Source organism: Limimaricola variabilis, assembly GCF_014195545.1.
Classification (GTDB): domain Bacteria; phylum Pseudomonadota; class Alphaproteobacteria; order Rhodobacterales; family Rhodobacteraceae; genus Limimaricola; species Limimaricola variabilis.
The window spans coordinates 1-12,018 of the sequence record NZ_JACIBX010000005.1 but is presented as its reverse complement, the minus strand read 5'-3'; the positions used below and the strand labels follow the sequence as shown (position 1 = coordinate 12,018).

The window sequence follows — 12,018 nt, the reverse complement described above, 5'->3', positions numbered from 1 at the left end:
GGTCCCTGTCGGGGGTCAGCCCTGGATTTCGGAGCCGACCACGGTCTGGTCGCCCTTCAGCCCGATCGGCAGGCTGTCGAGATAGGCGTTGGGGGTGCGGCCGTCATAGCCGATGCCGTCGATGATATCGGCGGCCGGGGTCGGCGCCTTGTAGCCGTCGCTGTCCCAAGGGAAGTCGGCCTCGTCAGCGAGCCCCTCCTTGACCAGCATCCGCGCCGCTTCGAGGTAGATCTCGGGCTTGTAGACGGATTTGGCGACTTCGTCGTACCAGCTGTCGGGCTTGGCCTCGGCGATCTGACCCCAGCGGCGCATCTGGGTGAGGTACCACACCGCGTCCGAATAGAAGGGATAGGTGGCGTGGTGGCGGAAGAAGGTGTTGAAGTCCGGCACCTCGCGCACGTCGCCCTTCTCGTATTCGAAGGTGCCGGTCATCGAGGCCGCGATCACTTCCGGATCGGCGCCCACATATTCGGGGCGCGACAGGATCTCGACCGCTTCCTCGCGATTGGCGTTGTCGTTCTCATCGAGCCAGATCGCGGCGCGGATCAGCGCCTTGGTGATGGCGATCGTGGTATTGGGGTTTTCCTCGATGAAGTCGGCGGTCAGGCCGAAGACCTTCTCAGGGTTGTTCTTCCAAAGCTCGTAATCGGTGATCACCGGCACGCCGATGCCCATGGCGACAGCCTGCTGGTTCCACGGCTCGCCCACGGCGTAGCCATAGATGGTGCCGGCCTCGAGCGTCGCGGGCATCTGCGGCGGCGGCGTCACCGACAGCAGTGCCTCGGCGCCGATCTGGCCGGTGGTGTTCTGCTCGGAATAGTAGCCCGGCTCGATGCCCCCTGCGGCGAGCCAGTAGCGCAGCTCGTAGTTATGGGTGGAGACCGGGAAGACCATGCCCATGTTGAAGGGCTTTCCCTCGGCGCGGTACTGCTCGATCACCGGCTTCAGGGCCGCGGCCGAGATCGGGTGCTGCGGGCGACCTTCGGCGTCGGTCGGGATGTTGGGCTTCATCGCCTCCCAGACGGCGTTCGACACGGTGATGCCGTTGCCGTTGAGATCCATCGAGAAGGGCGTGACGATATGCGCCTCGGTGCCGTAGCCGATGGTCGCGGCGAGCGGCTGGCCCGCCAGCATGTGCGCGCCGTCGAGCTGGCCGTCGATGACGCCGTCGAGCAGCACCTTCCAGTTCGCCTGCGCCTCGAGCGTGACGAACAGCCCCTCATCCATGAAGTAGCCCTGCTCATAGGCCACCGCGAGCGGCGCCATGTCGGTGAGCTTGATGAAGCCGAAGGTGAGCTCGTCCTTCTCCAGCGTCAGCATTTCGGCCATGGCGGGGCCGGCGAGGAATGTGGAAGCAGCGAGGATCGCGGTCAGCCTTGTCATGAAGGTCGTTCCCTGTCCGTGGCCCGGCAGGTCCGGGCAAAAACAAAAAGAGCCGCCGACAGATCTCGCGACCGGAAGGTCACGGAACCATCGAGCGGCTTTGCTCCAGATCGCCCATTCGCTGGGAGAATTCGGTCGGCCCGGCGCCATTGCCCGGCCTACATTGTCGATTAGGACCCTTCCGCTCCCTTGCCGCAAGGGCATTGCCGCGATGCGGCGTTGCCTCCGGACGTCATGCGCGGAACTGCCCGAAAATTGATCACCGGACCGGCGAAGAGTCGAAAATGCGTCCGTCGAAGAACCGCTCGGGCCGCAGCCCGGGGGCCTGCGGATCGGAATCGCCCGGGGGCAACGCAGCGCCGGTAGCCGCCAGCGCCCGGCGGTAGAGATCACCGCGAAACACGGCCGTCACACTGCGCGCCGCCGCCTCCGGGTCGCGCCCGGCGCGCGCTGCCAGGCGGCGGCCGATCCATGCCGCCTGTGCGCCCCAGGGGTAGCCGGCCTCGGTGGGATCGAAGCTCACCAGCCGATCCACGCGCCGCACCTCGCCGCGCGAGGAGACCGTGAGACGCCCCGATAGCGCCCGATCGACCAGTTCGGCCGGCATGTCGAGATATTCCGGCCGGGCCAGGAGTTCGGCGGCGGCGGTCCGGCTACCCGGCTGCGCCAGCCAGCGCCCGGCCCGCCACACGGCCCGCAGCAACGGCTCGAAGCCCGGGTCACCCGCCTCTCCGGCGCGCACCGCCAGCACTTTTTCAGGCGCGGCGTCCCAGATCGCGGCCCCCGGCAGCAGCAGCTCGCCCGTGCCGGTTTCCACTGCGATCGAGCCCCAGGGTTCGCCGACGCAGAAGGCGTCGATCTCGCCCGCCCCGATCGCCTCGGCCATCAGCGGCGGCGGCACGCTGCGGATCTGCACCTCGGCGCCCGGTGCCGCGGTGGCGAGCCAGTGGCGGATCAGTTCGGCATGCATGGAAAAGGGAAAGGGCACGCCGATCCTGAGCCCCGCCCCTGCGGCGTCGCGCAGCGCCAGCACGGCGGTGCCTGCATCGTCGAAGCCGAAGCCATGCCCCCGCGCGCGCATCCGCGCGGCAAGATCGCGGCTGACGCCGATCACATTGCCATTGAGAGACAGCACCGACAGCGCATGGATCGGCGCGCCCGCCCCGCCCAGCCCCAGCGCCGTGGCGACGGGCACCGCCGAGAGCATGTGCGCCGCGTCCACCGCGCCAAAAGCCAGCATGTCGCGCGAGGCAGACCAGGAGGGCGCACGGTGCAGCGCGATGTCGATACCCTCGGCGCGGGCGAAGCCCATCTCGCGCGCGACGATGACCGGGGCCGCGTCGACCAGCGGCGTGAAGCCCAGCGCGATCACCGGCAGGTTCATGACAGCAGCCCCGCCGCGGTGACCAAGGACTCCGCCACCTCGGCCAGCCGCCGCCCCTGATCCATCGCCGTGCGGCGCAGCAGCGCATAGGCCTCGCCCTCGTCGATGCCGCGCGCCTTCATCAGGATGCCCTTGGCCCGGTCGATCACCTTGCGCTCCTCGAGCGCGCGGCGCGTCGCCGCCAGCTCGGTCCTCATCTGCCGGAACACCTGAAACCGCGCCATCGCCGCGTCGAGCACCGGCTTGAGCCGCTCGGGGCGCAGACCGTCGACCACATAGGCCGAGACCCCGGCTTCGATCGCCGCGCGTGTGAGCCCCTGCTCGCTGCGATCGACGAACATCGCCACCGGCCGGTCGAGCGGGCCCGAGGCCAGCGCCAGCTCTTCGAGCGTGTCGCGGGACGGATCGGCGATGTCGATAAGCACAATGTCGGGGTCGGCTTCGCCGATCCGCCGGGCGAGACCGGTCGCCTCATGCAGCACGCGGATCTCGTGGTCGCCGGTGGCGCGCAGGCTTTCGACGATCAGGCGCGCGCGCTCCCGATCCGGCTCCACCACTACGATGCTCAACCTGTCGCCCATGGCGCAGCCATCCGGCCACCACCGCGCGTGGTCAACGTCGGCCCTCCGGACCGCCTGCGAGATGCGATGAAATTCGGCACCTGCATGCTTCCTGTCCGCCCATGCGCCCGGAATGATGCTTTATTGGGCACATTTCGCCTGCCGCGCGGGCGCCCGTTGTGACGCCCGATTGCGGCAGCCCTGCCACCCCCGGTTGGCGCAGGGGACCCGGACGGGCCGAACGGGGATGCACGTTCGCGCGCGAGACGCTACAGCGGACCGGCAAGGCGCAGGGCGAGAACGGTGCGCCGGGCGCGCCACCGAAGGGGTCGTTGCATGTTGTCGTGGGGCATACCGGCGCTGCTGCTGGCAACGATGGTGAACCAGCTGCCGATCATCAGCGCCTTCGTGCCCACCGAACCTGTCTATGTCTATCTCGGCACGCAGCTACCGCAGGGCGGCTGGAGCTCGATCCTTGCCTGCATGCTTGGGGCGTGGATCGGCGCGCAGGCCTCGTTCTGGCTCGGTCGGCTGGCGGGTGCGCGGGTGCTGGCGCGGATGGACGCGGCGCCGGGCGCGATGGCGCGGGCCCGTCGGCTGTTCATGCGGCGCGGCGCGCCCTTCGTGGTGCTGGCGCAGCTGATCTGGCCGATCGCCACGCTCAGCCAGGTGCTGGCCGGCGCCTGGGGCATGCGGCCCCTCACCTATCTGGCGGTCTCGGCGCTGGGCGCGGTGCTCGCCGTGGCGCAATACGTGGCGATCGGCTACGCGACCGCGCGCGGTCTCGCCGTATTCGGGTTGGAGCCGGGCGACTCGCTGCTGATCTGGCTGTCGCCCTACTGGGTGCTGATCGGCCTCGCCGCGATCCTGCTTCTCGGCACGGCGCTGATCCTGCGCCAGACGCGGCACGCCTTGTCAATCCGGATCGCCTATTCGGTGGTGCTGGCGCTCGCGATGTTCGTCGCGGTCAATCTCGGCACCCTGACCGCCCGGGTCGAGGCGGTCGAGCGCGTGGCGCCGGTACCGCTGGCGACCGCCTGCCGCGCCCTCGACGAAACCTTGGTGGCGCGCACCGGCGAGACCCCCCTGCACGAAGCACAGCCGGTGAACCTCGCCTTGATCGGCTTCGACAACCCGGCGCGCCTGCTCGAGAGCCTCGGCTGGCTGCGCAACCGCACCTATGCGCGTGGCGACCTCGAGCCGCTTGAGATATTGGTGCTGACGCTACGCGGCCTGCCGCCGGCCTCGTCGCTGCTGCTCAAGGGCATCGCCACCGATCTCGCCTGGCAAGAGGAGCGCGGCGCAGTACCGCGTACGCAACTGCGTCTCTGGCCCGTCGCCATGCCCGAGGGTGCCCCGGCCGTGCAATTGGCCTCTGTGGGGCGGATCGACGCGGTGACGCTGCGGCTGCAGGGCCGCGTGCCGGTGCTGGCCTACGACCTGTTTCCCTATACCGACACCGCCCGCAACCGCGAGGCGGAGGTGATCACCAGCGCCGTGCCCGGCGTGCGCTGGCGACTGGCGGGGCCCGCCACGCGCGCGGAATCCGATTGGCAATTCGAGAGCGACGGACGGATCGCGGTGCTGACGGCCCCCGGCGCGCCGGATCTCGCGACGCTCTGCGAAGGCGTCGCCCGCTAGGCATACCGGCGAGAGGTCGCGTCTCGCGGTCATGGACAGCGCCCTGCCTATGCAGGGCGCCGTTTCGCGTCTCAGAAGGCCGGCACGGTCTGGCGGCGGCGCTGGAGCAGCACCACCCCCGCCAGCAACAGCAGGGCCGGAACGTAGAACACGTACTTCGTGATCCGCTCGCGCGGGGCCTGGATCTGCGACAGCGCCACCGGCGTGTCGGAATAGAAGTCGAAATTCGCCAGCTTCTCGGCCGCGGTGGTGCCGAACATCGGCTCGTCGAGCCGCATCGTGTCACCCTCGGGGAAGAGCAGGAGCCCAGAGGCGTCGATCCGCTCCGCCACCTCGCCTTCGGCCACCTGCATCACCAGCGTGGTCTCGGTCATTGCGCCGGAAGTGAAGTCCGGCCCCTCGATCCTGAGCCGCAGCGTGTCGCCCGGATCGGCCTCGGCCACCGCCGTTTCGAACTCGGCCGGGGGGAAGGTCTGGAACGGGCTCTGGATCTGGTTGAGCCAGAAGCCCGGCACGAACAGCGTGAAGGCCACCAGCAGGAGCGCGGCGGATTCATGGATCTTCGAGGGCGCGAGGAAATAGCCCTGCGTCGCGGCGGCAAAGAGCAGCATCGCGAAGGTCGCCACCACGAAGATGAACACCGCCTGCCCGATCCCGAACCACGTGCCAAGATCGATGCCGTAGAGGATCAGCGCCGGGTTGTAGATGAACAGGAACGGCAGCGCGACGGTCCGCAGCGAGTAGAAGAAGGCTGTGAAGCCGGTCTTGATCGGGTCGCCACCCGAGACGGCGGCGGCGGCGAAGGAAGCGAGGCCCACGGGCGGTGTCACGTCGGCCATGATGCCGAAGTAGAACACGAAGAGGTGGGCCGCGATCAGCGGCACGATCAGCCCCTCCTGTGCGCCGAGATTGACCACGACCGAGGCCATCAGAGACGACACCACGATGTAGTTCGCCGTGGTCGGTAGCCCCATGCCGAGGATCAGCGAGAACAGCCCCACGAAGATCAGCATCAGGATCAGGATGCCGCCCGAGAGCTGCTCGACGAGACCGGCGAGCTCGGTCCCAATCGGGGTCTTGGTGACGGTGGCGACGATGATGCCGGCGGCCGCGGTCGCGACGCCGATGCCGATCATGTTGCGCGCCCCTGCCACGAGGCCGTCGCGCAGGTCGCGGAAACCGGCCGCGAATTCGGAGGCGAGGTGCCCCCCCTGCCCCCGGAACAGCGCCTTGAGCGGACGCTGGGTGACGATGATCAGCAGCATCAGGCAGGTGGCATAGAAAGCCGACTTGGCCGGGCTCTGCCGCTCGACCATCAGGAACCACACCAGCACTAGGATCGGCAGAACGTAGTGCAGGCCGGTGGCATAGACCTCGCCCACCGTCGGCAGGCGGATCTCTTCGTCGGAGGGGTCGTCCATGGCGAGGTCCGGCCGCTTGGCCGCCACCGCGACGAGGCCGAGATAGACGAGGCCGAGAACGATCATCATCACCGGCGCGGCCAGCGAGGGCAGCGCGCCTTCAAGCGCATCGACGCCGTAGATCAGCGCGGTGAAGCCAACGCCTGCCACCACGAAGCCCAGCGCGAACTTGATGATCATGCCGGAGAAGCTCTTGCTTTCGCCCAGCGCCGGCATGCCGCGCTTCAGCGCCTCGAGATGCACGATGTAGACCAGCGCGATGTAGGAGATCACCGCCGGGATGAAGGCGTGCTTGATCACCTCGAGATAGGAGATGCCGATGAACTCGACCATCAGGAAGGCGGCTGCGCCCATCACCGGGGGCATGATCTGGCCGTTGACCGAAGAAGCCACCTCAACGGCGCCCGCCTGCTCCTTTGAAAAGCCCACCCGTTTCATCAGCGGAATGGTGAAGGTGCCGGTGGTAACCACGTTGGCGATGGACGAGCCCGAGATCAGGCCGGTCATCGCCGAGCCGACGACGGCGGCCTTGGCCGGACCGCCGCGCAGATGGCCCAGACCCGCGAATGCGAGCTGGATGAAGTAGTTGCCCGCGCCCGCCTTGTCCAAGAGCGAGCCGAACAGCACGAAGAGGAAGACGAAGGCCGTCGAGACGCCCAGCGGAATGCCGAAGACGCCCGCGGTGTCGAGCCACTGCGCGTTGATCAGCGAGGTGAAGGACAGCCCCTCATGCTCGACAAGGTCTGGAATGAGCCAGCCGGTGCCGAAATAGGCATAGGCGAGGAACAGGCCGCCGACCACGGTGAGGGCCGGGCCGAGCGCCCGGCGCGAAGCTTCGAGCAGCACCAGGATGCCGACCGAGCCGATGATCACCTGCGCCTGCGTGGGCAGACCCGAGCGCGCGGTCATCGCCAGCGTGTCGGAGAACCAGAAGACGTAGAAGGCGCAGAAGGCGCCGATCAGGGCCAGCGCCCAGTCGACCAGCGGCACCTTGTGCCGGGGGCTCGACTTGAAGGCCGGATAGGCGAGGAAGGCGAGGAAGATCGCGAAGGTGAGGTGGATGGGCCGCGTCTGCGAGGAGTTGAGGACCGGCAGGTAGGCCCCGAACCACAGCTGCGGCTGGGCGATCCAGAGCTGAAACAGCGACCAGGCCATGGCGGTGCCGGCGATCAACATCGCGGTGGCGCGGTTCACGGGCGCGCGAGCGCCGGAATCGCTGCTGGTGACGAGATCCTGAAGGTCGTCGTCCGAAAATTGCCGGTCGTCCCGGTCCTCGCGCTGCTCTGCCATCGGACGCGCTCCCTCTCATGTTGTCCCGAAACCCCGTCGCCGAGACGGGTCGGGCCGGGGCGCGTTTCACACGCGCCCCGGCCAATCATTCAGCGTTGTCTGGCGATCACTCGATCAGCCCGGCCTCGCGATAGTACTTCTCGGCGCCCGCATGCAACGGGGCGGAGAGACCATCGGCGACCATCTCTTCCTTGGTGAGATCGGCGAAGGCCGGGTGCAGGCCCTTGAACTGGTCGAAGTTCTCGAACACCGCCTTGGTCACCTCGTAGACGACCTCCTCAGGCACGGTGGCCGAGGTCACGAAGGTCGCGCCGACGCCGAAGGTCGCGGTGTCCTCGTCATTGCCGCGATACATGCCGCCCGGGATGGTGGCGGTGCGGTAGTAGGGGTTCTCCTCGACGAGCTTGTCGACGGCCTCGCCGGAGACGTCCACCAGCACCGCGTCGCAGGCGGTGGTGGCTTCCTGGATCGAGCCCGACGGGTGGCCAACGGTGTAGACCATCGCGTCGATGTTGTTGTCGCACAGTGCCTGGCTCTGCTCGGCTGCCTGCAGCTCGGAGGTCAGCTGGAAGTCGTCCATGGTCCAGCCCATGGCCTCCATCAGCACTTCCATGGTGCCGCGCTGGCCGGAGCCCGGGTTGCCGACGTTGACGCGCTTGCCCTTGAGATCCTCGAAGGTCTCGATGCCGGCATCGGCGCGGGCCACGACGGTGAAGGGCTCGGGGTGGACCGAGAACACCGCGCGCAGGTCCTCGAAGGCCCCCTGCTCCTCGAACTGCGAGGTGCCCTCGATGGCGTGGAACTGCCAGTCGGACTGGGCGACGCCGAATTCCAGCTCGCCCGAGCGCAGCGCGTTGATGTTGTAGACGGAACCGCCGGTCGACTCGACGCCGCAGCGGATGCCGTGATCGGCGCGGCCACGGTTCACCAGACGGCAGATCGCACCGCCGGTCGGGTAGTAGACGCCGGTCACGCCACCGGTGCCAATCGAGATGAAGGTCTGGTCGTCCTGGGCCGATGCGCCGCCGGCGACCAGCGCCAGCGCCGCCGCGGCGCCTGCGATACGGATGTTCATGCGGTCTCTCCCTTCGGGTTTTACATTATCATGGATCGCCTAGGCGATCTGTGCGCCTAAGGCTGATCTCTTGCCCGTGAAAGTCAACCGCCGTGGCGGGTCAACAGGTTACGATGCGGGAAGTTCGTGCGGAACACGCGATCCGTGCCGCGCGTGGCACGCCGCCCCACGGGTTTCAGGGGAGTCGGCGGACAGGCTGGCTCTCTCCGGTGACCGGGTTGATCCGCATCAGCAGGTCGAGCGGATCGGGACCGGGCGGCGCGTAGAGCGCTGGCGCGCCGCACTCGGCGAGGGCCGCTTCGAGCCTAGCGGGCGCCATCTTGGCCGCGCCCGGCGGACGGCTGTCGCCGACCGAGGCGGGCAGCAGCCCGAGCAGCCGGTCGGAACCGATCCGCAGGGTGATTTCCATCGGAGGAAGCGGCGGCGCGTCGCGGGGACGTTCGTCGAGGCAAGCGGCGATCCAGCGGCGCACCTGCCGCCATTCATGCGGGGTCAGCCGCGCCAAGGCGGCGGCGGCTGCATCTTCGTCGAGCTGGGCCGAAGGGGGTTGCGGGGCAAGGGCCGGACGGCGTTTGGCCTGCGCCGTCGCGAGACCGGAGAGCACGAGCGCCCCGGCGAGGGCGACTCCGAGCATTGCACGTTTCATGACGATCACTCGCATGGGCCGCGCCGATACGGCGGGCCTGACCACGATGAATTCGGTGAGTCCTTTGGCTAGAGGTAATATTCTATACCAAGTCCGGCCGGCGCACGACGATTCTCGTGCCACCGGGCCGCGATGGTCGCCACCATCTTCACCCTCTCAGCGTGCGGCGTTGACCTGCGTGAGTTGCCAGATGCTGCGCGCGAAGGTCGTCTCGGTGCGGTAGCGCGAATCCCGGTCATAGGGATAGACCAGCCAGAACGGCCCCTTTTCGCGCACCGGCATGGCCCGGCCATCGACCCGGGTCGCGATGATCGGCGCGTTCGGATCGATCTCCGCGACCGGAATCTCGATCCGGTAGTCGTTCAGCGCCACCAATTCCACTTGGTCAGCCATGCCCGCGATACCGGTCCGGTCGAGCAGCGCCGCCAGCGGCACGCCGGAGAATTGTGCCTGGCCGTCGGTCCAGATCGTGCCGGTGACGAAGCTCTCCTGCGGCAGCGCGTCTAGCGCCTCGAGGTCGAACAGTGTCACCGTCCGATCCGGCCCGGTCACCCGAAGCGGCAGGCCCGTCTCGGCGGAAAGCGGGAGAGGCAGCGCAGCCAGAAGCAGAAAGAGCAAGGGATTGAGTGCAGTCCTGAACATGCGTTATCGCCTTCCGGTTGCATCTCCAGGAAAATGCCCCAACTCTATTCCCAAGGCCACTTCGCATTGGGAGAGCTTCTTACTCAGATGGGTAGGGTCGCCGACCTGTCCGCATAGGGTCGCCCGGCAGCGGAGCCGGGAGGCGGCGCGACGAAAGCGACGCACCGTCACGCGCATGATCGGGCAGCCGGACACACCGTTGCCCGAATTCGTCAAGGTTCTTGCCGCATAAGGGATCTGACCAGTCCTTGCCACCACCGGAGGGTGAAATGCGAATTCTGATCGCCGACGATCATGGTCTGGTGCGGGAAATGATGGCGGCTCTTCTGGAGCTCGACGGCGGCATGCGGGTGATCCAGTGCGACAGCCACACCGCCGCCATGACCGAGATGCAGCGGGCCGGGCCCTTCGAGCTGGTGCTGCTCGACTACATGATGCCCGGCATGGAGGGGCTGAACGGGCTACAGGCCGCGCTCGACCTCGCCGGCGGCAACCCGGTGGCGCTGATGTCGGGCATCGCCGACCGCGCCGTGGCCGAAGCCGCGCTCGCCGCCGGGGCGGCCGGGTTTGTGCCCAAGACCATGACCGCGCGGTCGCTGGTCAACGCCGTGAAGTTCATGGCGATGGGCGAGACCTACGCGCCGCACGACTTCCTGAGCGCCAATGACGTTCCCACGGAGCGGCACCTGCTCACCCCGCGCGAGCGGCAGGTGCTGCAGGGGCTGACAGAGGGGAAATCGAACAAGGAGATCGCCCGCGACCACGAGATCCAGGAGGTGACGGTCAAGCTGCACGTCAAGACGCTGTGCCGCAAGCTGGGCGCGCGGAACCGCACCCAGGCGGCGATGATGGCGCGCGACCGCAGCCTGATCTGACCGGTTCAGGCCCGCGCCAGCGCCGCCGCGATCCCGTCCCGCCCCACACCGGCCGCCAGCAGCGCCGAGAGCAGCAGCCGCGCCTTGAGGCCCGACAGCGTCCCGGTGAGCATCGCGCCCGCCCCGACCAGCGTCGCGGCCCCGCTGTCGCCGCCATAGACCGTGCGCGTCCGGCCTTCGCCGCAGCGCGACGCGACCAGCACCGGCACCCCCGCCTCGGTGAGCCGCGCCACCGCCTGCGCGAAGCCGCGCGGCGCGTTGCCGCGACCGAAGCCCTCGATCACGACCCCACGCGCGCCATTGGCGGCGCAGTAGTCGAGAAAGGCCGGGGTCATGCCCAGCGCCATGCGCATCAGCTCGACCTCCTCGACGAGGCCCGCATCTTCGACCAGCCGGCGCGGACCGGGATGGCGATAGAGATGCACCTCGTCCAGATCGACCTCGCCGATCTTGCCCAGTCCGGGAGAGCGGAAGGCGTCGGTGCGCGAGGCATGCGCCTTGGTGACGTCGCGCGCGGCGTGGATCTCGCCCTCGAAGACGATCGCCGCGCCGATACCGCGCGCCGCCGGAGAGGCCGCGACGCGGATCGCGTCGGCGATGTTGCGCGGCCCGTCGCTGTCGGGATCGCCCGCGTGGCGCTGCGCCCCGGTGAAGATCACCGGCTTGTCGCCGTCCACGAGGATGTCGGCGAGATAGGCGCTTTCCTCCATCGTGTCGGTACCGTGGGTCACGACCACGCCGGCGCAATCGGGCTGCGCCAGCGCCGCGCGGATCGCCGCGACGAGGCCATGCGCATCCGCGAGCGTCAGGGCGAAGCTGTTGAGTTCGCGGAATTCCTCGACCCGCACCTCGATCCCCTCGAGCGGGTCGTGCAGCGCCGCGAGCAGCGCGCTGCCGCCCAGCCCCGCCACCACCGCGCCCTCGGCCTCGGAATGGCGCGAGGCGATGGTGCCGCCCGTCGAAATCAAGGTGACCCCGGTCATGATCCGTCCTTCGTCAAATTCCGTTGGTGCCCGCGGCCTGTTCCAAGCGGTTTGCCGCCCTGGTTCAGGTCCTGTTGCAGGCACTTCTTTCGGCATTCGCCCCAGCAAAACAAGCCCT

10 protein-coding genes are annotated in these 12,018 nt (G+C 68.4%); 2 read left to right on the top strand and 8 right to left on the bottom strand.

Features of this window, described 5'->3' with window-relative positions:
• Positions 1–15: 15 nt before the first annotated feature.
• The 3 genes from FHS00_RS08030 to FHS00_RS08020 form a co-directional block, all read right to left on the bottom strand.
• Positions 16–1,383, bottom strand: a complete 1,368-nt coding sequence (locus FHS00_RS08030) for a CmpA/NrtA family ABC transporter substrate-binding protein (protein ID WP_183471653.1) — start codon at positions 1,381–1,383, stop codon at positions 16–18.
• Between the two features lie 259 nt (positions 1,384–1,642).
• Positions 1,643–2,767, bottom strand: coding sequence for an ABC transporter substrate-binding protein (locus tag FHS00_RS08025; RefSeq protein WP_183471651.1), 1,125 nt, complete (start codon positions 2,765–2,767; stop codon positions 1,643–1,645).
• Positions 2,764–3,348: an ANTAR domain-containing response regulator gene (locus FHS00_RS08020; RefSeq protein WP_183471648.1), complete on the bottom strand. Its 585-nt coding sequence runs from the start codon at positions 3,346–3,348 to the stop codon at positions 2,764–2,766. Before FHS00_RS08020 ends, FHS00_RS08025 begins: the two co-directional genes overlap by 4 nt.
• Before the next feature lie 315 nt (positions 3,349–3,663).
• Here FHS00_RS08020 and FHS00_RS08015 point away from each other — a divergent pair, with 315 nt between their 5' ends.
• A complete protein-coding gene (locus FHS00_RS08015; protein WP_183471646.1) occupies positions 3,664–4,968 on the top strand; it encodes a VTT domain-containing protein in 1,305 nt (434 codons plus the stop codon).
• Between the two features lie 71 nt (positions 4,969–5,039).
• On the opposite strand, the gene FHS00_RS08010 is transcribed toward FHS00_RS08015, so the two are convergent.
• From FHS00_RS08010 to FHS00_RS07995, 4 genes are all read right to left on the bottom strand, one after another.
• Positions 5,040–7,679 carry a TRAP transporter permease gene (locus tag FHS00_RS08010; protein WP_183471644.1) on the bottom strand — a complete coding sequence of 880 codons (2,640 nt, stop codon included), beginning with the start codon at positions 7,677–7,679 and terminating at the stop codon, positions 5,040–5,042.
• Positions 7,680–7,785: 106 nt separating this feature from the next.
• On the bottom strand, positions 7,786–8,754 hold the full coding sequence (locus FHS00_RS08005; protein ID WP_183471642.1) for a TAXI family TRAP transporter solute-binding subunit: 969 nt from the start codon (positions 8,752–8,754) through the stop codon (positions 7,786–7,788).
• 175 nt (positions 8,755–8,929) lie between these two features.
• Positions 8,930–9,388, bottom strand: a complete 459-nt coding sequence (locus tag FHS00_RS08000; RefSeq protein WP_183471640.1) for a hypothetical protein — start codon at positions 9,386–9,388, stop codon at positions 8,930–8,932.
• A gap of 168 nt (positions 9,389–9,556) precedes the next feature.
• A complete protein-coding gene (locus tag FHS00_RS07995; RefSeq protein ID WP_183471638.1) occupies positions 9,557–10,042 on the bottom strand; it encodes a putative pterin-binding protein in 486 nt (161 codons plus the stop codon).
• A 269-nt stretch (positions 10,043–10,311) separates the two neighbouring features.
• Here FHS00_RS07995 and FHS00_RS07990 point away from each other — a divergent pair, with 269 nt between their 5' ends.
• A complete protein-coding gene (locus FHS00_RS07990; RefSeq protein WP_183471636.1) occupies positions 10,312–10,917 on the top strand; it encodes a response regulator transcription factor in 606 nt (201 codons plus the stop codon).
• A 5-nt stretch (positions 10,918–10,922) separates the two neighbouring features.
• Here FHS00_RS07990 and FHS00_RS07985 read toward each other — a convergent pair whose 3' ends face one another.
• Positions 10,923–11,900, bottom strand: coding sequence for an asparaginase (locus FHS00_RS07985; RefSeq protein ID WP_183471634.1), 978 nt, complete (start codon positions 11,898–11,900; stop codon positions 10,923–10,925).
• Positions 11,901–12,018: the final 118 nt, after the last annotated feature.